This window comes from Patescibacteria group bacterium (assembly GCA_041665345.1).
In the GTDB taxonomy this organism is placed as follows: Bacteria; Patescibacteriota; Patescibacteriia; order PEXW01; family PEXW01; genus JBAYJA01.
Map to the genome: position 1 here is coordinate 493,351 of JBAYJA010000001.1, position 24,115 is coordinate 517,465.

General features: G+C 48.3%; 23 protein-coding genes. 21 read left to right on the top strand and 2 right to left on the bottom strand.

The features are described 5' to 3' along the window. The first annotated feature begins 380 nt into the window (after positions 1–380). The 19 genes from WCV85_02610 (at position 381) to WCV85_02700 (ending at position 20,940) form a co-directional block, all read left to right on the top strand. Positions 381–728: a hypothetical protein gene (locus WCV85_02610; GenBank protein MFA6473740.1), complete on the top strand. Its 348-nt coding sequence runs from the start codon at positions 381–383 to the stop codon at positions 726–728. Between the two features lie 95 nt (positions 729–823). Beyond that, positions 824–1,174: a hypothetical protein gene (locus WCV85_02615; GenBank protein ID MFA6473741.1), complete on the top strand. Its 351-nt coding sequence runs from the start codon at positions 824–826 to the stop codon at positions 1,172–1,174. A 116-nt stretch (positions 1,175–1,290) separates the two neighbouring features. Then, positions 1,291–1,467 carry a hypothetical protein gene (locus WCV85_02620; GenBank protein ID MFA6473742.1) on the top strand — a complete coding sequence of 59 codons (177 nt, stop codon included), beginning with the start codon at positions 1,291–1,293 and terminating at the stop codon, positions 1,465–1,467. A 113-nt stretch (positions 1,468–1,580) separates the two neighbouring features. Beyond that, positions 1,581–1,949 (top strand): hypothetical protein, encoded by a 369-nt coding sequence (locus tag WCV85_02625; GenBank protein MFA6473743.1) that lies wholly within the window; start codon positions 1,581–1,583, stop codon positions 1,947–1,949. Between the two features lie 381 nt (positions 1,950–2,330). Continuing rightward, complete coding sequence (locus WCV85_02630; GenBank protein MFA6473744.1) at positions 2,331–2,714, top strand: hypothetical protein; 384 nt, start codon at positions 2,331–2,333, stop codon at positions 2,712–2,714. Between the two features lie 354 nt (positions 2,715–3,068). Continuing rightward, a complete protein-coding gene (locus tag WCV85_02635) occupies positions 3,069–3,449 on the top strand; it encodes a hypothetical protein (protein MFA6473745.1) in 381 nt (126 codons plus the stop codon). 472 nt (positions 3,450–3,921) lie between these two features. Further along, positions 3,922–5,544, top strand: coding sequence for a murein biosynthesis integral membrane protein MurJ (gene murJ / locus WCV85_02640; protein ID MFA6473746.1), 1,623 nt, complete (start codon positions 3,922–3,924; stop codon positions 5,542–5,544). Positions 5,545–5,677: 133 nt separating this feature from the next. Further along, positions 5,678–7,522, top strand: coding sequence for a translation elongation factor 4 (lepA, locus tag WCV85_02645; protein ID MFA6473747.1), 1,845 nt, complete (start codon positions 5,678–5,680; stop codon positions 7,520–7,522). A 124-nt stretch (positions 7,523–7,646) separates the two neighbouring features. Continuing rightward, positions 7,647–8,267, top strand: coding sequence for a PH domain-containing protein (locus WCV85_02650; protein MFA6473748.1), 621 nt, complete (start codon positions 7,647–7,649; stop codon positions 8,265–8,267). Between the two features lie 5 nt (positions 8,268–8,272). Next, the gene (locus WCV85_02655; protein MFA6473749.1) at positions 8,273–8,926 is read left to right on the top strand and encodes a hypothetical protein; all 654 of its coding nucleotides are present in this window, start codon (positions 8,273–8,275) and stop codon (positions 8,924–8,926) included. Beyond that, positions 8,923–9,687 carry a hypothetical protein gene (locus WCV85_02660; GenBank protein MFA6473750.1) on the top strand — a complete coding sequence of 255 codons (765 nt, stop codon included), beginning with the start codon at positions 8,923–8,925 and terminating at the stop codon, positions 9,685–9,687. Before WCV85_02655 ends, WCV85_02660 begins: the two co-directional genes overlap by 4 nt. Before the next feature lie 20 nt (positions 9,688–9,707). Continuing rightward, positions 9,708–10,982 (top strand): S1C family serine protease, encoded by a 1,275-nt coding sequence (locus tag WCV85_02665; protein MFA6473751.1) that lies wholly within the window; start codon positions 9,708–9,710, stop codon positions 10,980–10,982. Next, positions 10,982–13,117, top strand: coding sequence for a S8 family serine peptidase (locus WCV85_02670; GenBank protein ID MFA6473752.1), 2,136 nt, complete (start codon positions 10,982–10,984; stop codon positions 13,115–13,117). Before WCV85_02665 ends, WCV85_02670 begins: the two co-directional genes overlap by 1 nt. Beyond that, positions 13,114–13,548 carry a GtrA family protein gene (locus WCV85_02675; GenBank protein ID MFA6473753.1) on the top strand — a complete coding sequence of 145 codons (435 nt, stop codon included), beginning with the start codon at positions 13,114–13,116 and terminating at the stop codon, positions 13,546–13,548. The genes WCV85_02670 and WCV85_02675 overlap by 4 nt, the downstream gene beginning before the upstream one ends. 342 nt (positions 13,549–13,890) lie before the next feature. Continuing rightward, positions 13,891–14,652 (top strand): hypothetical protein, encoded by a 762-nt coding sequence (locus WCV85_02680; protein MFA6473754.1) that lies wholly within the window; start codon positions 13,891–13,893, stop codon positions 14,650–14,652. Between the two features lie 564 nt (positions 14,653–15,216). Then, positions 15,217–16,587, top strand: coding sequence for a hypothetical protein (locus WCV85_02685; GenBank protein ID MFA6473755.1), 1,371 nt, complete (start codon positions 15,217–15,219; stop codon positions 16,585–16,587). Positions 16,588–16,602: 15 nt separating this feature from the next. Beyond that, complete coding sequence (locus tag WCV85_02690; protein ID MFA6473756.1) at positions 16,603–17,451, top strand: hypothetical protein; 849 nt, start codon at positions 16,603–16,605, stop codon at positions 17,449–17,451. Further along, positions 17,448–18,113 (top strand): phosphatidylserine decarboxylase, encoded by a 666-nt coding sequence (locus WCV85_02695; protein ID MFA6473757.1) that lies wholly within the window; start codon positions 17,448–17,450, stop codon positions 18,111–18,113. The genes WCV85_02690 and WCV85_02695 overlap by 4 nt, the downstream gene beginning before the upstream one ends. Positions 18,114–18,570: 457 nt before the next feature. After that, positions 18,571–20,940, top strand: a complete 2,370-nt coding sequence (locus WCV85_02700; protein ID MFA6473758.1) for a GAF domain-containing sensor histidine kinase — start codon at positions 18,571–18,573, stop codon at positions 20,938–20,940. 54 nt (positions 20,941–20,994) lie between these two features. On the opposite strand, the gene WCV85_02705 is transcribed toward WCV85_02700, so the two are convergent. Both WCV85_02705 and WCV85_02710 read right to left on the bottom strand, forming a co-directional pair. Beyond that, on the bottom strand, positions 20,995–21,894 hold the full coding sequence (locus tag WCV85_02705; protein ID MFA6473759.1) for a hypothetical protein: 900 nt from the start codon (positions 21,892–21,894) through the stop codon (positions 20,995–20,997). 85 nt (positions 21,895–21,979) lie between these two features. Continuing rightward, positions 21,980–22,300, bottom strand: a complete 321-nt coding sequence (locus WCV85_02710) for a YerC/YecD family TrpR-related protein (GenBank protein ID MFA6473760.1) — start codon at positions 22,298–22,300, stop codon at positions 21,980–21,982. A 69-nt stretch (positions 22,301–22,369) separates the two neighbouring features. Here WCV85_02710 and WCV85_02715 point away from each other — a divergent pair, with 69 nt between their 5' ends. Then, complete coding sequence (locus WCV85_02715) at positions 22,370–23,188, top strand: succinylglutamate desuccinylase/aspartoacylase family protein (protein MFA6473761.1); 819 nt, start codon at positions 22,370–22,372, stop codon at positions 23,186–23,188. Between the two features lie 60 nt (positions 23,189–23,248). Further along, complete coding sequence (locus WCV85_02720; GenBank protein MFA6473762.1) at positions 23,249–24,007, top strand: sugar phosphate nucleotidyltransferase; 759 nt, start codon at positions 23,249–23,251, stop codon at positions 24,005–24,007. Positions 24,008–24,115: the final 108 nt, after the last annotated feature.

Genomic DNA, 24,115 nt, shown 5'->3' on the forward strand with positions numbered 1-24,115 from the left:
GGGAAAATATACCTGAAGGAGTTTAGCATGATTTTCTTAAAGTTTGTTCTCGTATTGTACTTTTTATTTATTGGCCTCATACTCATTTTCCGCATTGGGAAAGTGGTCTCGCAACTTTTGCATCTCGTGAATACACTTGGATGGAGGCTGCGAAACAAATGCTGGCTGATGAGGTCAAAGTACAGAATGTATCGCATCAAACGGTACCTTGAAAAGCATATTCGAGAGTGTGAAATTCAGATTGCTCAGCTAGAGCAACGTTAACCGCACATTTTGGTATGTACAGTATTTAGGGCGAATTACAAGATTCGCCCCTTTCCTCAACTTGTTCTGTGCGAACAGAACGGGTGGAGGAAAGAAACACAGAAAGGAGAACAAAGATGTATTTTGAAAGAACATTCGTACTTATGGGCGCCGTCTTGATGGCCGGGTTAGCCGTTGTTATCCTTGCGACAGCGCCTGTACAGGTAATTTTCTTGAGTACCGGCACCCCGCAGGTCATTAACGGCTACAACGCCGATTCAACCCGCGGGTTGTTCTTGGAGGTGCCCGCAACCTTTTCTCTTACAGATTCAGCAAAAGTCTGGGTGAAGGTCGAAGCGGTGGTTCGGGAATGGGAAGAATCACACCCTGAATACCGAACTGATGGAACGGCCCCGCAGATGCGGTTTCAGACCGGACAGCGTGACACGGTGGATAGGTTGTTCTACCACCTAATTCGAAAGTAAGTAATTTCATGGGCGAGTCTAGTGATTCGCCCTCCCATCTCTGCAGTCAATACAGAATGACCGTAGAGATGGGAGAAGGAAAACAAGGAGAAAAAATGTTAAGTAAAACAAATGATCGATTAACGACCATTCTTGTGTACCTACTGGTCGGGATTTGTGCGATCACTGTTCCGGAGTATTTCAAATCGGACGTGCGAATTGTTGCGTTTGGTGGTCCCACAACGTATGGGCATGATCATACGTCGAATGAGATGGTCCTTGAGGTTCCGGTTGATCTTCGCCAGTGCAGTGAAAAATCAGCGATTCCTACGATTTGCAATCTCATTCGTGAACGGGAATCACAAGAGGTTCGAGGTAATCTCATCCTCGGCGATTTTGTTGGATTACAACCGTACGGTTCGTTTGAGGGGTTAGCAAAAGCAGTCTTCAAGCTCGTACAACGATAACTGCACTCTGACTCAGAGTACATTTTCGGGCAAACCTATGTGTTTGCCCTCCCATCCTTGCGGTCAATACAGAATGACCGCGGAGATGGGAAAGAAGTTAAAAAATGGAGTAAGAAATGAAAAAATTTGTCTCAATTTTTACCATCGCGGGGACAGGCGTCCTCTCCTTCCTTTTCATGAGTTGGGTTTTGAAAGAAGTGAAACCCGATGTGTCAATTGGTTGGGTTGTCATGATCAGTGTGCTGACCATACTCGGCGGGTGGTTAGTAGAAAAAAAATGCCGCAGAATATAGCACATATGAACGGCGAGAGACTCTCCTAGTCCTCGCCCTCCCATCCCCGCGGTCAATGCAGAATGACCGTGGAGATGGGAAAACGAAAAAACTAATAAGGAGTTAGGAGTATCATGACGAATCAGAATGAATTCAAAACGCCCATCCAATTAGTTCTCGGGGTTGGCGACAAGAAGCACCAAGGACTTCTCTTGGTGTTTGAAGATTTTCTCAAAGGTCCTGAGATAAGCATGGAGCAAATCACAGCTCCCGCCATCACGGGATCGATACCAGAACTGTCGGTCCAGCACATCACCGTATGGTTTGATGGAAAGGATGTCGACAAGTTGCACTTCACGAATCAGGAAAGCTGCATCGTGTGGAACCATTCCTACCTGGACGGAAAGCCGCAAAGCTTCTTTTTGGAAGCTACGCCGGGTAAAATTCTCCGTGCGGTAAAGGCCATCTTCATCAAGCGGATGGTATCCTGGATGCAGGAATAATAGCTTTGTCCTTTGGCTGGGCGAACTCTGTTCGCCCTCCCATCCCTGTGGTCAATGCAGAATGACCGTGGAGATGGGAAAACGAAAAACTAAGGAGCTTGAATAATGAAAAAGTATTTTTTAAGCAAGTGCACAATTGTCTTGATGGTCATGCTCATGTTCATTTGTAACCTGTCGGGTTACTCCGAATGGGCAATGAGCTTACCGTCTTGGAAAAAAGAATTAATGGGGCACTTTGTCCCAAGTTGCTGCCTGTTGTTAATCATTATCATTATTGACCAGGCAACAATTCGGTGGCGCACCTCAGAAAAGGTGATAGCCAACAAATAGAAGCTGTTGCAAAAAGCGATGTCATAAACATAAGTACATGGAGGTAAAAAAATGAAAAGTAGCACAATTTTCTGGATCTTCATCGCTTGCATTCTTGCTTTTGCCGCAATCCCACGCTTTGTGGCAGTTGCAGAGCTTAAACAAGCTACTAAGAGGGTGCAAGTTTTTGCCGAGGCGATCACAACGTACGCCGGTGTTGACGCTGACGGTGATAGCGTTGAGCTGCTAAAGCTCCCGGTTCATTATGAGCTGAGGGATTCGGTAGCGGCAGCCACGAAGGTCCAAACTGCGCTTGCAGTTTGGGCTACCGGTAATCCTTGGCTATCCTTCGCAAATGAGGTCTACGAGTATCGGGACAAGTACTTTGACAATGATTCAACAATCATCTCGGCTGAGTACTACGTCATCGAACCGACGCCCGTCGGTTACAAGTAAACTTTCTTTGGAATCGAGGTCTGCGTCAAAACCAGACCTCCCCCTCCTTAAGCTGGGACAAAAGTGTCGGCATGAGGAGGGAAAAAATATCAAGAAAAGGATAAATACATGAAACGAGTTTGCAACTTCTTATTCAGTCTGGTCTTATGGATTATATCCATTGACCATTGTGACAATTATGCGGGTTGTACTGTATGCCATGCGTATAAAGCGTATGCCAAGCAGCTTCGAACAAAGTAGATTGAACATTAAGAATACTGAGGTCTGCCTAACAACCAGACCTCCCTCTCCTTGAGCCCTGATGAAAATCAAGGTTGAAGGAGAAGAGTAAAACATTAGTACGGAGGTATAAAGATGAAAAAGAAAACATTCGCAATTATTTTTTGGGTGGTCGCTGCTTGCGTCCTCACCTGCGCTGCATATTTGGATTTTACGGATTATGCAGAACGCGAGGATGCCGAAAAGCGAGTACAGGTTTTCCCCGACTCGATTATCTTCGTCGGGAGTAGCAGCACTACTGGGGAAGATTCATTGTTTCTAAAACTACCTGTACGCTACAATCTTGCAGATTCGTCCGGAGCATTTTTGAAGTGCTCTCACGTGCTTGCATGCTGGCTTGCTGATCATCGTTTCAAAGCACGGGTCGCAATGCGGTACAGCGAATGCGATACATACCGTGCCGACGACTCCAATACCATCGTGGTCGCGGAGTACTACTTGGTGGAAAAGAAGTAAAGCTCTTTGGGAATCGAGGTCTGCATCTGTGGACCTCCCTCTCCTCAAGCTGGTAAAAATTATAGGTTTGAGGAGGGGAAAAACTTCGGAGACTCTTCGCTGCACTCAGAGTGACAGGGAAGAGCCAGGGGACTATAGTAGGGCTGGGTCTTTCCTTGGCACGCTGCGTACCTTCGTACGATCTCAGGTTACACGAGCATAAGCTGGAACTCTCTCCCAGCAGATGAACGGATGACCCGGGTATCACTCGCACGGTACCGGCGTGTCAAGCAAGGATCCAAAGGAAAGAAAGAGTTGTTGAATAGGGTGGCGAGTTTGCGTGCTGGCGAGCTGGCGCGTTGGTTTTTTTACACCCAGAGCGGCTTTTCTAAGCCGCGGTGTTAGTTTCCCGGCGTAACCCTTACCGGTTGAAAGCCAGTACGAACGGGGAGCTTGAAAAAAGTTGAGAAAATCAGTACAGTACAGGCACTCTATGTGGCAGAAACTCTGGACCAAGCTCTCCACGACCATTCTGGGTGGGGCAATCGTCATTGGCTTTACCGGCATTATCAGCCGGGTTTTGGGTTTGGTGCGGGATCGGCTCCTGGCTTCTGAGTTTGGTGGTGGTGGCGCGTTGGATACGTACTTTGCCGCTTTCAAACTGCCTGACTTCATCTTCAACATCCTGGTGCTTGGCGCACTTTCCTCCTCTTTCATCCCGGTTTTCGTTGGGTACCTAAAACGAGCCGAGTCAGACCCGCAAGGCAAGGACGATGCCTGGCAAGTGGCGAATTCTATTCTCAACCTCCTGTTGATCGTTTTGGTGGGTTTGGGCATTCTCTTTGCCATTTTTGCGAATCATCTGGTACCGCTCATCGCTCCTGGGTTTACTGGTGAGAAGTTGGAAGAAACTGTCCACCTCACGCGCATCATGCTCCTGGCCATTGTCTTCTTTGGCGCTAGCAATATCGTTTCGGCGATTCTCAATTCTTTCAAACGGTTTTTTGCCTTTGCCTTGGCACCCGTGCTGTACAACCTGGGCATTATCGCAGGTATTCTGTTCTTTGTGCCAAAGTGGGGGATTGCTGGTCTGGCGTATGGCGTGGTGTTGGGTGCAGTTGCGCATTTGGCCATCCAAATTCCTGGCGTTATGAAGCTTGGCTTTCGGTACCGCCGCATTTTATCGTGGAAGCATCCGGGGGTGCAGCGCGTCGGGAAGCTCATGCTGCCTCGGACGTTTGGTCTAGCCGTGAACCAGATTGACCAGCTGGTCAGCACAATTATTGCCACCAGCTTGGCAGCCGGGAGTTTGACGCAATTCAACTTTGCGAACAATTTGCAAAATTTTCCCATCAACGTGTTCGGCGTGTCTTTAGCCATTGCCGTCTTTCCTGCTTTCTCCGAAGCGTTTGCCGCCAAAGACATGGGTGCATTTGTTCGGCATTTTTCGCTCACCGTTCGGCGTTTGCTGGTGGTGATGATTCCGGCGTCAGTGCTGCTGCTTATCCTGCGCGCGCAGATTGTCCGGGTCGTCGTTGGTGCCGAAGCGTTTGACTGGGACGCAACCTACCTCACTGCGCAAGTCCTGGGAGCATTTACCCTGTCGCTATTTGCGCAGGCACTCATTCCCATTCTGGCGCGTTCATTCTACGCTTTGCACGACACAGCCACCCCAGTGAAAGTTGGGATCCTGGCAGTTGCAGTGGATATTGCTGCCGCGCTGATTCTCTCCAAGCACTACGGGATTGTGGGCGTGGCCATCGCCTTCTCCCTATCAAGTTTAGTGAACATGCTACTGCTGTACATTATCCTTCGGGTACGGTTGGGGAGTTTGGACGGCGCACGGATATTCCGTTCTACCAGCCGCATTGTCATTGCCTCGCTCCTGGCGGGTATAGCCTGCTGGTCTAGCTTGCGCTTCGCAGCACTCGGTGTTGATATGAGCCGCTTGGTGGGGATTTTCCTCCAAGGTTTGGTTGCAGGAAGTATTGGGATGGTGGTCTACCTCATTGCAGCTTCAGTACTCCGCGTTGAAGAAGTAGAAGTCTTCCGCGCGTGGTGGTATCGGGTGAAAAAATTCATTACGAATGGAAATGGAACCAAGGCGCAGGTATGAGTACCCTGTACCACTCACTTCGTTCGGGTACAGGGCGGGTCATTGCCCACATTGACCACCCGCGCACCAATCGTTCCGCTCGAGCGGAACTCAGGTGCGGGGCGAGATGTGCAGTCCTGATGAGGGTAATTGTATGAGTAATAACATTCGTAACTTCTGTATTATTGCCCATATCGACCACGGGAAGTCCACACTTGCGGATCGGCTTTTGGAAATTACCGGCACGGTGAACAAGCGGGAGATGCGCAGCCAGCTTTTGGATCAAATGGATATTGAGCGGGAGCGTGGGATTACTATTAAGCTTGCGCCGGTCCGCATGAAGTACACGGTGGACGGGGTGGAGTATGAAATGAACTTGATTGATACCCCGGGGCATGTGGACTTTACCTACGAAGTGTCTCGCTCACTGGCTGCTGTAGAGGGTGCGGTGCTGCTGGTGGATGCCACCCAGGGTGTGGAAGCGCAGACCCTGGCCAACCTGTACTTGGCAATGGAGCAAGACCTGACCATCATCCCAGTCATCAACAAAATTGATTTACCCAACGCTCGAGTCGAAGATTCTGAGCGCGAGTTGGTCAAGTTGCTGGGCTGCAAGCCTGAAGAAATTTTTCGGGTTTCTGGGAAAACCGGTGTGGGCGTGCCAGAACTACTGCAGGCAATTGTTGCACAAGTACCGCCACCCCGTGGCAACCCCGACGCGCCAGTACGCGCACTGGTCTTTGATTCGACGTTTGACGACTACCGCGGCGTCATTACTTACCTCCGGGTTGTCGATGGAAAATTTGCAAAAGGTGACAAAGTCCAGTTCATTGCCACCCGCGCGACCGGGGAAATTCAAGAGCTGGGTTCGTTCCGGCCAAAGTTGCATCCTGCCACTGCGCTGGTTGCCGGTGAAATTGGGTACGTGGTCACGGGTGTGAAGAGTGTGGCTGACGCGCGGGTGGGTGATACGCTCACCTTCACGAACCACGGAGCAGACTTGGCCCTGCCTGGGTACCGTGAAGTACGGCCCATGGTCTACGCCAGCGTGTACACCAAAGCAGGGGATGACTATCCGCTACTGCGAGAAGCCCTGGGCAAACTCCAGCTCAATGATTCTGCCTTGTTCTACGAACCCGAGCACTCCCAAGCCTTGGGTCATGGTTTCCGCTGTGGGTTCTTGGGTTTGCTGCACTTAGACATTGTCCAAGAGCGCCTGAAGCGGGAGTACGCAATGGAGTTAATTGTCACTGTCCCCTCCGTAGCGTACAAAGTATTTTTGAATGACGCAGGCGTCCGCAACCGGCAGCGGTTGATCAAAGACCAGGACAGCAGTAAACCCACCAGCGTTCTTACCATCACCAGCCCACTTGATTTACCAGACGTGGCGCACATTGACCATATTGAAGAGCCGTGGGTGCGGCTGGACGTGGTTTGTCCGGCCACGGTCATTGGTCAGGTGCTAAAATTGATTGTGGAAAAACGAGGCCGGCATGACCGCACAGAGTACTTGGACGAGCAGCGCGTGGTTATGCATGGACACCTGCCATTAGCTGGTATTTTGGTGGATTTCTATGATACCTTGAAGAGTGTCTCCAGTGGGTACGCCTCGTTGAACTACGATATTTCCGGGAGTGAACTGGCAGAGGTGGAGCGACTAGACATACTGGTGGCAACGGAGCGCGTGGATGCACTTTCCACGATGGTCTACACCGACGAAGCCTTCAGTGCGGGCCGCAAAATTGTGGATCGCTTGAAAAGCATCCTTCCCAAGCAAATGTTTGAAGTGAAAATCCAAGCCGCTTTGGGTGCCAAGATTATTGCGTCTGCATCTCTCTCCGCCATGCGCAAAGATGTGACCGCGAAGTTGTACGGTGGGGATGTGACGCGTAAACGGAAGCTCTTGGAAAAGCAAAAGAAAGGCAAACGCCGAATGCGTGCCATGGGGAAAGTGGATATACCGCAAGATGCCTTCTTCGCTATCCTCCGGCGGGAGTAGGAACCTACTGCACGCCGAAGAGTGGGAGGAGCGTGAAGAAGACCATGCTGAGTGTTCCCAGAATGGCAATGACGGTCCAGAGAATTCGAATGCTTCGCTTTCGTTTCATACCTACTGTCGTACCATGTTTGAAGGAAAAATCCAAGAAAATGTGAAAGAGGGTGAGGAGGTGCTGGCCATTGTGCGCCGCGCACCCATTGTTGCCATTCCCAGCTTCGGCATTGCTGTCCTGCTGATTATAGCACCCTTCTTCTTCCTGTATCCGTTGCTCTCCCGGGGTCCGCTGGGTACCGCGGTATTTTTCATCAGTCTCGCGCTTGGGTTGTACCTGGGTTTCCGGGCACTGTGGGTGCACCAGCTCAATGCGTTCATTCTCACCGCCGAACGGATTATTGACATTGACCAGCGTGGGCTGTTCCACCGGGTGGTGTCAGAAGCGCCGTTTGAGAACGTGCAGGACGTGAGCTACGTGGTGCACGGGTTGTTCGCCACGCTGTTGCAATATGGCTCCGTGGTAGTACAAACTGCGGGGTCAACGCCAAATTTGGAGCTCACAGGTATTCGCCGGCCCCGGCGCATCCAAGAACTCATTCTCAAATTGCAGCAAGAGCGGACGCGAGCAGATGGGACAGGCGCGCTTTCGGCTGATGAGCTTTTGGCGATGGTACACAAAATAAAGAAAGGCATTGGGGAAGAAGCTTTTCGGCGCTTGGTAGCTAAGAAGGATAACCCTGAGCAGCGCTAATTCCCATGGCTCGCGTCTTTCCAGAGCTACCACACGCAGGGGAGCCACGGCGGCGATTGTCTTTACCAATCCCACGTTTTAGCGTTGGTCGGCTGATTAAGCTGGCAATCCTGGTAGCCATTGTCTGGGTCTTCGTCATCATCGCGCGCACAGGGCTGTGGCAGGTGCCAATCATTTCCTCCTTTGTGCAGCCCACGGCACAGCCGCTGCGTGCGGTTGAGGTGCCGCTGGAAAATCCCGCTGATTTGGTGCAACGCATGCAAGGTCTTGCCACGGGGAGAACCTTGGTTATCCGTGAAGCAGAGCTGACCGTACTGGTGCAGCAAGGTGCGAGCAAGCTCAGCGCGCCCATCACTGATGTTGCTGTGGTTACCGTCAGCGAAACGGCAGGGGAGTTAGAATTCTCCTTCCGCATACCCAAACGGCACAATGCCTTGGTGCGCCTGTGGATGCTGCCAAGTGTGAATGACGCTGGTGATCTGTTCTTCACGGCGCGGGAAGCAAAGGTTGGTGATGTTCGGGTGCCAACCTGGAGCATTGGCGGACCAACCAAGTTACTTCTTACTTCGCAACTAGAACCAATCTTGCGCGTCGCGCCACCGCTGGAGCAAGTCTCAGCTGCTGATGGGGCACTTCGTTTCACCTTTGCGCAACCATGATCCTCTTCCTTCGCAGCATTCCCACCTTTCTTTTCTTTTGGGTAGGCGCCAGTGCCGCCGTTGCGGTTCGCTACCCAAGCAGTTTTTGGTACGTTGGCGCAGTGGCCGTGCTGGGTATTGCTTTGGGTATGTGGGTCCTTACCCGAGGGCGGAAGCTACCAGTGCGGACTGGGCAACTCCTCATCTTCCCACTGTTCTTCCTTGCAACTACTTTTGGGGTGCTCCTCTTTGTGGAGCATGCCTGGGTTCAAACTGTACTTGCTGGATGTGCGGCTGGGTTACTGGGTTTTGCTACTGAGCAGATATTTCGCTTTGCCTACCAGCCTGCGCGGTACCAAGCAAATGCTCTTCATAATGTCTCCGTGCTCTTTGCTGCCATTGGGTTGGTGTTCGGCATTCTCACCCTAGCGAATCTCACCCTCTTTGCCGGGCTGTCACTTTGGCTGAGCATTGGCATTGCTGCTGTGATCCAAGCGCTGTGGGTGTGGGCGTACCTCTGGGTGAATCCACTTCCGCAAACCGTCCGGCTCCCCTGGGCTTTTAGCGTTACATTGGTGGGAGCGGCTTTGGTGTGCGTGCTCATGTGGCTCCCTCCGCTTCCCGTGGTGAAAGCCGCGCTGTACGCAGCTTTCGTGGGCCTGGCAGTGCAGGTCGCCCGGGCTGAGAGCCAAGCCGCCTCGGAGCAGCGCATTGGCTGGGCTTTCGCCCTGTATGGGCTCGTGGTACTCTTCGTAGTAGTCACTGCGCGGTGGTACGCGTAACGCCACGCCAGCGAAACGCTATGAAGGCAAAACCCATTCCAACTTCACCTCGCGAACGTCTGCGTGACGAAGCGTCTGTCCAGCCAACTCCGCGTGAGCCAGGAGATGTGGAGGCATTTCTGCGTCAACCACCCACCATTGCCAAGCCCACCGTCATCCGCTTTGCTCCGGGTTTTGCGCTTTTCACTGTACTCATTGCCCTCATTGCAGGGGTGCTTGGCGCATTCTTGGTGCTCACCGGGCAACAGCAGTGGCCGTGGGTGCAGCGGTTGATCGGCCAGCCAGACACCGCTTCCACCGTCATCCGAACAACGACCACCCGGCGCGATACCCAAACGGTTTTGGCTGATGTGGCGCAGAAGCTTAGCCCAAATGTGGTGAGCATCTACGTTCGGACCCAAGCTGCGCCGCGTGAGGCGTCGCTTCTGGATCAGCTGTACGTGCCCGAAGACCGGCGGGGATTTGGAGTGATTCTCACCGAAGATGGCTTGGGTGCCACCACGCGCCAAGCAATTCCTGATCTCACCAAAGAGGTTGCCATTGTGACTGACACCAAGCAAGTTTTTCTCACCAAACTCTTCAGCGTTGATCCTGCCTCAGACCTGGTGTTCTTCCGAATGAGCGGGAAGGGATTTCCAACGGTGAATTTCGTGCAGGAAGACGCCCTAGCCATTGGCCAAGAGCTCTTCCTCCTGGGTCGCCAAGCAACTACTACAGCCATTGAACCGCACCAAGCGCTGCTCACGGCATTACGCACGTACCGGCTCATTGACCGTTCGTACTTCTTACGATCCAGTGACCGGCTAACCGAGATTCACCAGACTGACTACCCCAGCATCGCTGGCTCACCGTACTTTACCGTTGGCGGGGAATTGGTTGGCGTGGCCACGGGCACACAGGCCGATATGATTCCCGCGGCAGTGCTGGCCAGCGCATTGGAACGATTTGCCAGCACCGGAGCAATATCCAGAAACGTGCTGGGTGTCCGCGCAATCGATTTGTCCATGGCAAAAGGGTTGCTCATTGCGCCCGCAACCGCCGGGACAGAAGGTGCGTACATTGCCGGAGACGCTAGCCGGAATGTTGCGGCCATTACCCCCAAGAGCCCAGCTGAGCGCGCAGGGCTGCAAGCTGGGGACGTCATCCTTAAAGTTGGCGATCAAACGGTGAGTGCCCGACAGCCGCTCTCGGCGCTCATCCAAGCTGCCGGCATTCGGAGTAGTATGAACATTACCTACCGGCGAGATGGCAAGGAGCAGACCGTGCCCATTACTCTTGAGGTAGCAAAGAGCTGATGCGCCGAACGTCAATTGGGGTAAGCTTGGCCTCGCTCCTCCTGGGGTGTTTTTTTCCATTGCTCGCACATGCCGCGCAGCCAGCTTTTTCCATCCTCACCGTCCGGCAGGACAGCACGTTGCAGGTTGTGACTCTGCATGCAGAGAGTAGCCCAGCAGCGTTAGCAGTAGCCCGGACACTCCCTGGGGTTGTGCATGCAGAGCTGGAGCAGACCTATCGTATTGCCGCAGTACCCGATGATCCAGGCTACGGGCAGCAGTGGGCTTTACCGGCCATTGGCGCGCCCGCTGCCTGGGATACCCGCACCGATGCTCGGTCAGTCACCGTGGCGGTCATTGACTCTGGCGTGGATACCACCAATCCCGACCTCAGTGCAGCAATGTGGACAAACCCTGATGAGGTTGCGGGAAATGGTGTGGATGACGATGCAAACGGGTACGTGGATGATGTTCATGGCTGGAATTTTGTGGAGGGGACAAGTGACCCGCGTCCGCAGGTCACAGCAGATGCAACGCCCAGAGGTTTGCACCACGGCACGGCCATTGCCGGGATTATTGGAGCCAGTGGGAATAACAATCTGGCCGTGACGGGTTTGGCCTGGCAAGCATCCATCATGGCAATTCGAGCCCTCGATAGTACAGGCTCAGGGACAACGGGCGCAGTTGCCCTGGCTATTCGCTACGCCGTTGCCGAAGGTGCGGAAATCATTAACCTGAGTTTTGTAGGCAGTGGCACCAGTACGCTGCTGCAGCAGGCAATCGTGGATGCGCGGGCAGCCGGGGCGATCATTGTTGCTGCAGCTGGGAATGATAACCTCAACCTTGATACAACGCCGCAGTACCCGGCGTGCTACGACGGCGTGGTTGGCGTTGCCTCCGTTGGGCCAACAGACGTGAAATCCAGTTTCTCAAACTACGGTTCGTGCGTGGACATTGCCGCGCCTGGGGAGAACATCATTAGTACGCTGTACGTGAATGCTGCTGCTGGGTACGCCGATGTGTACGGCACGCTGTGGTCAGGCACGTCGGTTGCTTCACCGTTCGTGGTTGGTGTGCTTGCCATACTGAAGGCAGAAGAACCTGATCTCACTGCCAGCCAAGCCGTTGTCGCGCTGGAGTCGCAGTCTGTCAGTCTCGCCACCGTGAACCCAGACTACGCCACCAGCTTGGGTGCTGGTCGACTGGCAATCGGTTCGCTGCTGCAAGCTGCTGCAGCATTTGCCTTTACTACGGAAAATATTCTCGTGGCGCCACGCAGGGGTGATACGCCCCGGGTGCGGGAAGTCAATTCCAGTGGCAAAGTCCAGCAGCAATTTTTGGCCGCCCCTGCGCAGCAGCAAGCAGGGTCGTACGTCACTGCCGCAGATCTGGATGGTGATGGGAACGCAGAAATTCTTTCTACCAATCAAGCCGGAACCCAGCCCTTGGTGCGCGTTGCCAACCGGCAGGGGAAGCAACTACGGAGTTTTCTGGCTTACGCAGCAAATTTCCGGGGTGGGGTCAGTATCACTGTGGGGGATGTGACTGGTGACGGAACGCCCGATATTGTCACTGGTACAGACTCTGGTCGTTCGCACATTCGGATTTTTTCTTCCACGGGCACTGTCCTGGGGCAATTCTTTGCCTTTGACGCAAAGTATAAGGGGGGAGTGAGTTTGGCCACGGCAGATGTGGATGGGGATGGGGTTGCAGAAATTTTGGTGAGCAAATTGCTGGGTGAAGCGCGTGTCACCATCTACCGCCAAAACGGTGATGTGGTCAGAAGTTTCCTGGTTTTCCCGGTGAAAGACCGCATTGGTGTGTACCTGAGCGTCGGCGATGTGGATGCTGATGGTGCACAGGAGTTGGTGGTGGGTGCTTCGAGCGGCAGCCCACGCGTGCGCATTCTCAATATACTTGGCACGCTGGAGCGAGAGTTCTTTGCCTATGATAAGAAGCAAACCGGTGGCGTGCACATCGCGGTGGGGGATACGAATGGTGATGGGGTAGACGATATTGTCACCGGTACTGGCCGAGGCGCAAAACCTGAGGTACGGATATTCCGCAATGCTGGGAAAACCCGTAGTGCCATGTTCACGGTCTTCGCCCTCGGTTCACGGACGGGCGTGCACGTGGGGGTAATCCCGGCTGTATGACCATTGCGCAGATTCGTCAGCTTCCGGTTGCACGGCAGTTTGTAAAATTTGCCCTGGTTGGCTTTGTGAATACCGCCATTGACTGGACGGTTTTTTTTAGTTTAACCCAGTGGATACCCTGGTTCCACGAGCATATTTTAGTGGCAAATGGTATTGCTTTTCTGTTTGGTTTTGCCAGTAGCTATACTTTTAACCGGCGGTGGACGTTCCGCTCCAAAGATGGCAACATCAAGCGGCAGTTGACGGTCTTCCTCCTAGTCAACCTGGTTGGTCTGGGAATTAGCGAAACAGTGGTTGGCGTCGTTCATGCGCTCACGCAGTCCAGGTTGCTAAGCAAGTTTTTGGCGGTTGCTCTGGCCTTGTTCTGGAACTTCTTCGCTAGCCGGAAATGGGCCTTTCGGGAGGGTGGGGGAAAGCCGACAGTGATTTAGGCTTAATATTTTTAAAAGTGGGTCCCCACGGATGTAGCGCGCCGTCGCGACGGCGCTGTTTTGTCGTGGATAACTCGGTCAAATATCACTCAAATGGCATGGTAGCCTAGAAGTGAAATACATAACCGAGGTTGTACTCATGGAACCACTGGAAAGGCCAGGAGTACACCTCACGAAATGAAAATCCAGTACCGGCATGTTCTTTGCCAAGGAAGTGAGGTGAAACACCAACGTTAACTCCAAAGGGAGGCACAACGTACTGCTTTCAGGCGTATGTCTGAGGGTATGAGATTGTAACCAAACCAACCCGTAGGCCAGAAGGCTTACAGAATGGAGAATTTTATGAGGAGCAATAGTTTGCTCTTTGTTGCAGTGCTAGCCTTCATGGCTAGTGTTGCGTTTGTCCTTGGTGGTTGTTCCGATAAAGGAATTAGCACACAAGAACACAGCGTTCATCAAATTGAGGCAGATTTGATTGTCGATGCCAACAATTCCCAAATCGTTCAACTCGAAGCGTATCGAAATCGGTTATCCGAGATTGCTATTCCATCACTTGATGTTTTCGCGCAGATTGCAGATAGTATTATTGATGGCAAGGTTATCAGCGATACGATCTTGATTCGGGACAAAATTTGGGAAGCATTACGTGCGTGTGGTAAGGGAAATGCTAGTACCCCAACAGCAACTTCCTACAGTATTAGTAACCTAACTTCGCAGGAATTTTGGCTTTTGATGGCAAACCCTTGGAACGCGAATGCAACTAATACTGCAAGAAACCTTGCACTTAGTGCTGCGCAGAATGTATGGCCTGGATCACAGTATCAAACGAAGGCTGACGCATTCCGCCATGCGTACTGGAACATACTTATGTCAAAGTACGTTAGCATTTCATGGGCGCAGCAAGTGGCTACGGCACATGAGTCTGAATCACCGAATACTGTGGATAAGGCAATGGATCTAGACAACAACGCGGTAGGTCGTCGGCTCTATTCTCAGTATTCTTGGTACTCTGAGTCAGATTTTGTGTACATGTTACGATACTATACTTACGTAAAGGTTTCTTCGATCCCGGCGTACACATGGTATCTTGTGTATCTTGCGTAGACACCTCACCCTTGAACCTTCATGAAGCCATCGGATACTTCAGTAAATTCGGTGGCTTTTCCTTTTCATACTATGATATTCTAATACCATATGATTTCTAAGGTGTATAAAAGTTTAATTGTAATAATCCTCGTCATTCTAGTGTTTACTGGAGTCACGGTATTTCTCACACTCAATAGTCTTCACGTCACAAACGCTACGGGTGTGGTTGTGAAATTAACCAGTAATGGACAGCAAGCATGGGGTCTTCGGACTGAATTTCGTATTCTTCGACCATTTGCTCCAAGAGCTTTACAATTCACGAATTTTGAAAATATATCGCAATACGATGGTCAGCGAATCCACTTGCAGTATGAGACTGTAGATGTTCTTGGAACAGGCGATTTTGACGTGTACGTAAGGCCAATTCAAATCGAGCGCCTAAAGTAAGGCTTTACGTCCAAATCAGCGTTTATTTGTACCCTTCCCAAAACGGGCGGATTTTTGTATAATATAATCACTTTTAGCACTTGTTAATTCCTTAAAAAGTTAGAATGTAAAATTCAGACTCATAGAGTGAATTTTATGGCAACTGCGTTTCTAAATATTTTTACTGTTATAAACCTTACTTTTTTCGTGTTTTTTTTGTTCTCTTCTGGAAGAAAATGGAGACAAAGTAAGACACATCGGAGATTTTTTCTAACTTTATTGGGTGGTTTTTTTTGGACATTATTAGTAAACACTCTTTTTTTTGATCAGGTTAGGGAAAATTCCGGACTATATTTTTTTATAACGAAACTAGATTTTTTTATAGCAGCATTACTTTCTGGTGCATTTGTTGCGTTTGCAATCCATTTTCCTAAAGAAAATTCAAAAATTGGAAAAATCTATGAATTAGCAATTATTTCTCCAACCATCCTCTTTGCCTTCCTTTCATTTTCAGAAAAAGTAGTAATGTTCCCCATCATTGGAAAGACAAATAGTGCTAGTTGGTTCGGAATATACATAAGTATTATCTCGATCTATTACATATTAATTACTGGTAGCGTTCTTCTTTTTAAGTTTAGAAAATCTTCTGGAATTCAAAAAAATCAATTAGGTTATTTCCTTTCTGGCTATTTGATCGCGATAGGAATACTGCTGTTTAATAGCTTTTATGTAAATTCAATAGGTGATATTAACCGTTATTTTGATCGATTTACAACAAATGCCGGGATTTTATTTATTACCTTTTCGGCTTACGCAGTTTTAAAATATCGTTTTTTAGATTTAGGGCTTGTAATTCAAAGGGGTGCAACTCGTATCCTTTCTTTCTTAGTCATATTTTGTTTATACCTCATTGGATTATTATTAGCCCGTGATGAACTTGTTGCGAGAAGCAATGATCTAACGGCAATTATAATTGTTGCTCTAGTGGTTGCCGTAACAATTGAACCACTGAGAAAGTTTGTATTTCGATTTGTTGATAGAGCATTTGCTTCGCATGATGAAAAAGCAGCCAGAGCCCAGAAGCGCGTTATGATACTACTTAAATCTCAGCAGAGCTATGACGGGCTTTTGACTGAGATTCAGAGTGTGTTTAAGGAGTTTGCTGAGGTTGATGAGGTGGAATTTGTTGAATCAACAGATTCATTTTTTGCCAAACGACGTGGAACGTATGAATTCCTCCGCGCTACAGGCAGGTTAATCATCCCCGAAGAACTTCCGTATAGGTTTTCTGAGGATGATCGTTTCGCCATAATCGCTGAAGAATTACAAGACACTAAGAAGAGTTGCATTATGGCAATTGGTCAGAGTAGTTCATTTATTGGAGTATTAACGTTAGGACAAAGAAAAAATATGAAAGCGTATTCCGCGCAAGATATTGGAGAGCTAAAACGCTTGCAAATGCAGTTTGGCCTTGCGCTGTTCAATGCAAGGTTATACAAACAGGCCGTAGAGAGGATTACGAAGTAGCCGTTTATTTCCTAGATGAAGTTAATAGTTAACAATAGTAACATGAGCAATGGAAGTAATTATTCAAAATACATCTCACTAAATAGTGTTGAAGATGGAAAAAAGAGTACTTTTCTAATTCGATTTTTTTCACCTTCTGTTGAGTTAGAAAAAATAAAGTATACAATTATACAAGACATTGATCGTTTAGTTGAGAATGGGTGGGGAAAATTTAGTAAAGACTTTTTACTTAAGCATATTATCCAATCTTCAAGACTAGTTGTAGTATGGCATGAGGGAGAAATTGCTGCTGTATGTTCGGCATCAAATAAGAAATTTAAGGCGAAAGCAGTGCTTTATCTAGAGTTCACGGTTGTAAAAAGAAAATTTCGTAGTTTTTCCTTATCCACGTATCTAAATGGTGAAATAATTGCAGAATTTTATTTACGATCTTTTTATCATCGTTTTGGTAAATCAATTTATCTTGTAACTTTGACAAGAAGTCCTCGTGTAATTGGTTCATTATCAAATTTTTGCAGGAAAGTTTACCCATCACTAAAATACTATAAAAATGGTAGACTTATACCTGCTGAGAATGAAACATGGTTTATAATTAAGGCAATAGTTGAAAGTAGCTGGAAACCCGACAGGGTGGTAGACCGTGAGGGGGCAGTTCTTCATGGTTCTTACAGTGCGATGCCATGGTTATTAGAACCTAAACAAGAAAAACATTATCGAAATGATATATCAAAATTTTGTGAACAATACTTAAAAATCTCAGAAAAAGCTGACAGAGAATTTATTGTTGTTGCTGAATACAACTTATTATCATTTCTTAAGTATAAACTTTGGAATCGAAGAAAAATTATTAGTTTAGAGAAATGAAATATCTAATTTTTATTACTTCACTAGTTGTTGTTACTTGGATTTACTGGAGATATTTCTATTTTTTTCGCGACCCTAAAAGAATTCCACCATCAGGAAATAATATTTTATCGCCAGCTGATGGGACAATTGTTTACGTAGAATCTATTGAAGGTGGGGTCATTCCATTTTCGATAAAGGGTAAAAAAAGGATTGAGTTGTTTGAAATTACTCATAAGGATCTTGGTGATGAAGATTTCTGGCATGTTGGGATTTTCATGCATCCTACAAGCGTCCATGTCAATCGATCACCAATTGACGGTATTGTAAAGTCGATTAAGTATACGCCAGGAAAAAATTTACCAATGACCATTATGTGGTGGCGGGTGCTCTTAGGAATTCGAAGGTTTGAAAAAAATAGCCCACACATACTTAGCAATGAACGAAATACAATTATTATCGAAGGTAAATTTCCGGTTTGCATAGTTCAGATCGCCGATATCTATGTGAATAAAATAGTATGTAATGTTCAATTAGGAGAAAATATAAAAAAAGGAATGAGAATTGGTGCAATAAAAATGGGTTCGCAGGTTGATTTATTTTTTCCAAAAAGATCAGGATTTAGTGTACTTGTAAAACCTGGAGATAAAGTTTTTGCTGGTGAGTCAATAATTGCAAAATAGTATGAATATTAGTTTAATTCTTTTTTTGTTAGCTCTAATTACTAATTCAGTAATTCTCGCACTAATGTTGTTTCGTGGGCTTAAGACAAAAGTAAGAAAAACTTTTGTAATTCTGACATTATTAATCAGTATTTGGGTTGTCTCAAATTATGCGGCTGATCACGTTAGCGATTACTATTTTGCATTATTGTTAACTCGTACTACATATTTTGCAACATCATTAATTCCTTTAATCTTGGTTTATTTCGCAACAATTTTCCCAAGAACAACATTTGAAATTAAATTTTGGAAAAAAATAGTTATTTCTTTTTTTCCTATAATGGTCGCTTTACTTTCGTTTTCAGATCTAATTGTAAATGAAATTAAGCAGGAATCATGGGGAGTTAATGTTGTTATAGGCAATCTGTATGGTGTATTTATTTTGGAATTTGTACTTTTGATGCTCACTGCATTCTTAATGCTTTGGAAAAAGCTAAAAAGTAATTTTGGACTCCAGAAACTTCAAATTCAGTACGTGTTTACAGGTTTGTTGTTAGGCGCAATCGGGGGCGCACTCTTTAATCTTGTTATCCCGACAATCACTGGAAGTTTTAGTAATACTAAATATGGTCCGTATTTTAGCATTTTTTATGTAGGTTTTATTGCGTATGCAATTGCAAAACATAGGTTGTTAGATATTCGACTTGCGATAGTTAGAACGATAAGTTTTACATTATCAACTGTAATTATCGCGAGTGTATTCGTTGCATTCTTATTGTATGTCCCCCAGCAATTTGAAAATATTTTTATTCGTGGCTTATTTGCGATAATAATTTCAATTGTTTTAGTAATAATAATTGGTCCAATTAAAAATATAACTGCAAGATATACTGATAAGTACTTTTTTTCCGCATCAATTAATTACGATCTGTTGCTTAAGAGTATTGGCGAAATAATTAGCCGTGAGTATGAATTGGAGAAGTTAGTGAATAATATTGTAAATACATTAAAGGTAGGTCTAAAAGTTCAGTATGTGAAGATTCTTTTCTCCAGAAATGATGGAGAAGTATTTCTTTCTGACAATATCGAAATATCAAGTGTTCAGCATGGAAACCTCTTCTCATATATACAGGGCTCTCGGAGCATAATTAATAAGGAGGCCTTAATTCAAAAACTTGATGAGAATTTTGAACAAAAACAAACACTATCATTAGAGCATTCACGTGATGAGCTGGATAGTTTGAATGCTTCAGTCATCATCCCAGTAGTTTCTAATGGTCATGTAACAACTCTATTGATGATTGGGAATAGGCTTTCTGGCGAAGCATTTAGTAAACAAGACTTTTCTTTTTTTGAAATTATATCCCCCCAACTCGCCAGTGCCTTGGAAAAAGCTCGGCTGTACGAAGAAATCCGGCTGTTCAACGTCAAACTGCAAAAAGAGGTAGAAATTGCCACGGAGAGAGTGAAAATGAAGAATGTGCAGTTGGAAGACCGCAACCGATTCCTGGCTGCAGTATCTAAGGTGACCAATCTCATCACCCAGACGTTGGAGTTTAAAAAAGTAACCCAGTCTATAGTGGACGCCATTGCCACGGAGCTTGGGTTTGTGGGCGGACTTTTGCTGTTCCTGGGTGAGTCACGGCGAAAAGTCTTTCCAGAAGCTGTTACCAACAAACCAGTAACCCAGAAGGTCTTGAAGCTTTTGCCCAAACCGTTGAATGAGTACTGGGGGGATTTCACCACTGATAAGACGCTGAACATTGAAGCCATGAAGGCTCAGCAGGTGCGCACAGGAACTGACCTTGCTGCGTTCCTGAGTCCGCCTGTACCCAAAATGGTGCTGGGCGCAATTCAGAAAGTCGCTGGGATAAAAACCATAGTATCCGTTCCGGTTATTGCTGAGCAAGAAGTTGTGGGCTGCATTGATTTCATGATTGCAAAAACCCCAGACTTGGTAACGAAGAATGACTACGACATGATGCAAGCCATGGCTAACCAAACCGGGGTGGTGTACCGGAACATTGAGTTGGTTCGACGTTTGGAAGGCAGCAACCGGGAGTTGGGTGAGGCGAATGAGCACCTGAAAGAGCTGGACCAGGCCAAGAGCGAATTCGTGTCCATTGCCAGCCACCAGCTCCGCACGCCAATGACCGGCATCATGGGCTACCTGTCCATGATTGTGGGCGGGGATTTTGGGAAACTGGATGCAAGTTTGCAGAAAGTGCTGGAGCAGCTACTGGATGCCAGCCAACGCATGATCCGGCTCATTAACCTGTTCTTGGACGTGACCAAGATTGAAAGCGGCAAACTCAGTTTGGACAAGCAGCCAGTGCACCTGGAAGAGCTCATTGATAAAGAGCTGCAAGTGTTGCAGAAATTAGCGAGCGATAAGAAATTAAAACTGGTGTACACCAAACCCAAGGTTGCGCTGCCAGTCCTGATGATTGATGACAAAATTACTGACGTCGTCCTCAACTTAGTGGATAATGCAATTAAGTACACAGTGACTGGCGGCATTACCATTACCAGCGAGCGAGAAGGGGATTGGGTGCATGTGAAAGTCCAAGATACTGGCCGGGGTCTTGATCCCAAAGAAGCCCGCAGCTTGTTCAACAAATTCGTGCGTGGGTACGGTATTGCCCAGGTGAACCCAGACGGGTCTGGCTTGGGGCTGTACGTTGCTCGGCGTTTGGTGGAAGTCCACGGCGGCCGGATTTGGGTGGAGAGCGATGGTCCAGGCAAGGGTAGCTGCTTCCAGTTTACCCTGCCAATCAAAGCAGTGGACGCGAAGTTTGAACCTGCCGGGGCAGCGCTGGTGACCAGCCCCAAGCCGGTGGTTGAGTAGGATAAAACTTGAGTATAAGAAAACCCTCACGAATTTTCGTGAGGGTAAGGTTATCTAATGGAACCATTCATTATTCGTGAGTGTAGTTCTTTTTCTACTAATCACGTCTTGTATAATTTTATTCACTTTCTGCCACATCTCTGGAATTTTTGCATCAGTTTGCCGGGGAAAGGTACGAAGTTCAATGCAGAGTGCATTCCCATACCGACGCAGACGGTAGTGCCACCAAATGGATCGAAGGTATAGGTTGATATCAAAATCTGGTACCTCCTGTGGCTTTAATCGAATTGGTTTCCCTTGGTGCATTACCACATCATGTTCCGTGAGTTTTGTCACGTAGTCCTTGAGTGAGGCGAAAGAAGTGGGTCCGCCGTAGCGAAGCGGTAAATACTTTTCCCGACTCTCCGTTATGTAGCGTCCCCAAAGGCGTTCGTTACGTTGGTAGGCATCACGTAGTTCTCTGTTGCTGTTGAGGGCATTTAAAACGTGAACTGCATCTGCTGGATGCACATCAACGGTAAATTGTACAGATGAGCACCGGCACAAGTGCTCCAGTGCGTTTCTTCCATCCAACTGCACCCACAAAGCATCACGCTCTTCTTGGACGTAGAGCAGCGGGCCGTTCCAGCAGAAGTCAGGACGAAAGCAAGGGACTGCGTTGTACTGCTTCGCTACCCCGTATAGCCAGGTGAGCCCCGCTTGCACGCGTGGCCACAGGATGTTGAATGTCGGCTGCGGCGCGACGTTGATTTCAATCTTCTGGCGACCTAATTCAAGTTTTACCGTGCAGTCGTCGGGTTTTCCTGTGGCACAGCGCAGAATGCACTGACTTACTGCTTCCGTAATGGGCGTGCCATCCAGGAAGGTAAAATCAGTTTCAATCTCCACACCCACAGCCCCGAGCGTCTGTGTCCTTTCCGTTCCTTGGGTAAAGTAGTCAATGAGCGTTTTCATTCTTCCAACCTTTCAGAAAATTGTGTTTGGTTATTTCAAAAATCCCTCTCGTTTGAGAGGGGAGTAAGCTTAAAAATAATTCAGCTCAAGCCTCTGTCAAACGAGATCTGGAATGAGTTGCATGATGCTTTTTTTGGGACAGCATGAGTTGGTACCCACCCAAACCTTTGGTTAGCCAGCGCTGCACTCGGGCGACGGTTGTGGAGCTCAGGCCAGTCTTTGCAACGATTTGGGTATAGGGGATACCTTGATCAAGCATTTGCGCGGCTTTCCACCGACGGCTAAACTCAGTAATCTCAGCAGGCGTGAGGAGATCACGGAGGAATTTTTTCATTTCCGCAAGATTTCGCACCCGGAGGAGCGTTTGGAAGAGGTCTTGCGTTTGTGGGGTGTCCCAGGTGGGCATAAGAGTGTAGTACTTTACTAAACTAAAGTAGCATGCTACGGTTCAAGCTGTCAACATGTTCCTCCTGCTATGCCACAACTTCCTCCAAAAACTTACCTTTTCACTGGATCCAAGCCCGGAAACACCTCGGTTATTCTTGCTGGGGTGCACGGTGATGAGCGTGCCGGGATAATTGCCTTGGAGCAGCTTCTCTCGGATTTTCGTATCAAACGGGGTAAGGTTTTTGTCATTTTTGGGAACCCAGCGGCAATTCAGCTGGGGGTTCGGCAAGTTGAGGAAAATTTGAATCGGTGCTTTCTCCCAAACCAAACTGGTACTTCCCTGGAAGCCCGTCGTGCCCAGGAATTGCTGCCGATTCTTGACCAATCATCAGCAGTGCTTGACCTCCACGCCACGCATAGCACTGCGTCCATACCTTTCATCATAGTTGCAGGTGCGGGACTTCCGCTCGCTCGCCAACTCAACTTTCCCATTCTCTCCACTGGATGGAACATTTTGGAACCAGGTGGGACTGATGGGTACATGGCTTCACAAGGGAAAATTGGCATTTGTGCAGAGTGTGGATCAATGAATGATGAAGGGCGAGGTGTGCAAATCGCAATGCAAACGATCACTGACTTCCTTATCCTACGAGGTCATAGAGAGGGTGTGTCTTCCAAATCAACACCGAAGCGAATTGTGGAAGTGCAGCAGAAAGTATGCCGGCAAACGAATGATTTTCGGTTCCGAAAGAACTTCGCTGACTTTGAGCGCTTGCCAGCCGGAGAAGCATTTGCCTGGGATGGCCCGCGTACGTTTATTGCACAACCAGAACAGTGCATTATTTTTGCACGACCTGGGAATGCCCCCGGTGATCAGGTGTTCATTCTGGGTGCAGAAAGAGCGTAGGCTTGTACATTTTCAAGCCTTATGCGCTAGAATGGGTTTATCAGCATTAATGCAAAGCATATGAAAGGCATCATTCTCGCGGGTGGCACTGGTTCCCGGCTCTTCCCCCTCACCCGGGTGACAAACAAGCACTTACTACCTGTTTACGACCGACCCATGATTTACTACCCCCTCCAGACCCTGGTAGAGGCTGGGTTGAAGGATATTATGATTGTCTCTGGCAAAGGCCACGCTGGGGGCTTCCTGGAGCTCCTGGGTGATGGCCATGCCTTTGGGGTCAAGCTCTCCTACGCTGTGCAGGAGAAACCCGGTGGTATTGCTCAAGCTCTGGGATTGGCAGCGGACTTTGCGGATGGTGAAAAAGTGGTGGTCATTCTGGGTGACAATATTTTGGAAGACAGCATTGCCAAAGCAACTACAGATTTTGCCGCGCAAGAGCAAGGTGCCAAGATTTTCTTAAAGGAAGTGGACAATCCAAAGTCCTTTGGCATTGCTGAAGTGCAGGGTGACAAGATCCTTAGTATCGTGGAAAAGCCGCAGGAGCCAAAAACGAACTTTGCGGTCATTGGCGTGTACATGTTCGACGGCACGGTCTTTGACGTGGTGAAGACTCTCAAACCCTCAGCTCGAGGCGAATTGGAAGTGACTGATTTGAACAACTACTACGTGCAGCAGGGGACCATGACCTTTGAAAAGCTCACCGGTGCCTGGGGCGATGGCGGTGAATCCTTTGATTCGCTCATGAAAGCTTCTGCTCTGGCTCAAGCGTGGCGCCAGTCTGGGAAACTTGGTACGCCCATTGGGGCGAAGGAAGAGTAGGGGGAGGAGAGAGCCTTAAAGCCGTAAAGCTTTAGAGCTATAGAGGTTTTTTAAAAAAGGTGGTTGCAAGGCTGCCTTTTTGTCATGTCTATCATAGGTGTGTTGCAT

Coding starts and splice junctions, on each gene's coding strand:
- WCV85_02665 (MFA6473751.1), top strand. CDS start 9,708: ATGAAGGCAAAACCCATTCCAACTTCACCTCGCGAACGTCTGCGTGAC.
- WCV85_02715 (MFA6473761.1), top strand. CDS start 22,370: ATGCCACAACTTCCTCCAAAAACTTACCTTTTCACTGGATCCAAGCCC.
- WCV85_02695 (MFA6473757.1), top strand. CDS start 17,448: ATGAAATATCTAATTTTTATTACTTCACTAGTTGTTGTTACTTGGATT.
- WCV85_02705 (MFA6473759.1), bottom strand. CDS start 21,894: ATGAAAACGCTCATTGACTACTTTACCCAAGGAACGGAAAGGACACAG.
- WCV85_02635 (MFA6473745.1), top strand. CDS start 3,069: ATGAAAAAGAAAACATTCGCAATTATTTTTTGGGTGGTCGCTGCTTGC.
- WCV85_02660 (MFA6473750.1), top strand. CDS start 8,923: ATGATCCTCTTCCTTCGCAGCATTCCCACCTTTCTTTTCTTTTGGGTA.
- WCV85_02650 (MFA6473748.1), top strand. CDS start 7,647: ATGTTTGAAGGAAAAATCCAAGAAAATGTGAAAGAGGGTGAGGAGGTG.
- WCV85_02720 (MFA6473762.1), top strand. CDS start 23,249: ATGAAAGGCATCATTCTCGCGGGTGGCACTGGTTCCCGGCTCTTCCCC.
- WCV85_02615 (MFA6473741.1), top strand. CDS start 824: ATGTTAAGTAAAACAAATGATCGATTAACGACCATTCTTGTGTACCTA.
- WCV85_02630 (MFA6473744.1), top strand. CDS start 2,331: ATGAAAAGTAGCACAATTTTCTGGATCTTCATCGCTTGCATTCTTGCT.
- WCV85_02625 (MFA6473743.1), top strand. CDS start 1,581: ATGACGAATCAGAATGAATTCAAAACGCCCATCCAATTAGTTCTCGGG.
- WCV85_02675 (MFA6473753.1), top strand. CDS start 13,114: ATGACCATTGCGCAGATTCGTCAGCTTCCGGTTGCACGGCAGTTTGTA.
- WCV85_02655 (MFA6473749.1), top strand. CDS start 8,273: ATGGCTCGCGTCTTTCCAGAGCTACCACACGCAGGGGAGCCACGGCGG.
- WCV85_02610 (MFA6473740.1), top strand. CDS start 381: ATGTATTTTGAAAGAACATTCGTACTTATGGGCGCCGTCTTGATGGCC.
- WCV85_02680 (MFA6473754.1), top strand. CDS start 13,891: ATGAGGAGCAATAGTTTGCTCTTTGTTGCAGTGCTAGCCTTCATGGCT.
- WCV85_02700 (MFA6473758.1), top strand. CDS start 18,571: ATGCTTTGGAAAAAGCTAAAAAGTAATTTTGGACTCCAGAAACTTCAA.
- WCV85_02620 (MFA6473742.1), top strand. CDS start 1,291: ATGAAAAAATTTGTCTCAATTTTTACCATCGCGGGGACAGGCGTCCTC.
- murJ (MFA6473746.1), top strand. CDS start 3,922: ATGTGGCAGAAACTCTGGACCAAGCTCTCCACGACCATTCTGGGTGGG.
- WCV85_02710 (MFA6473760.1), bottom strand. CDS start 22,300: ATGCCCACCTGGGACACCCCACAAACGCAAGACCTCTTCCAAACGCTC.
- WCV85_02690 (MFA6473756.1), top strand. CDS start 16,603: ATGAAGTTAATAGTTAACAATAGTAACATGAGCAATGGAAGTAATTAT.
- WCV85_02685 (MFA6473755.1), top strand. CDS start 15,217: ATGGCAACTGCGTTTCTAAATATTTTTACTGTTATAAACCTTACTTTT.
- WCV85_02670 (MFA6473752.1), top strand. CDS start 10,982: ATGCGCCGAACGTCAATTGGGGTAAGCTTGGCCTCGCTCCTCCTGGGG.
- lepA (MFA6473747.1), top strand. CDS start 5,678: ATGAGTAATAACATTCGTAACTTCTGTATTATTGCCCATATCGACCAC.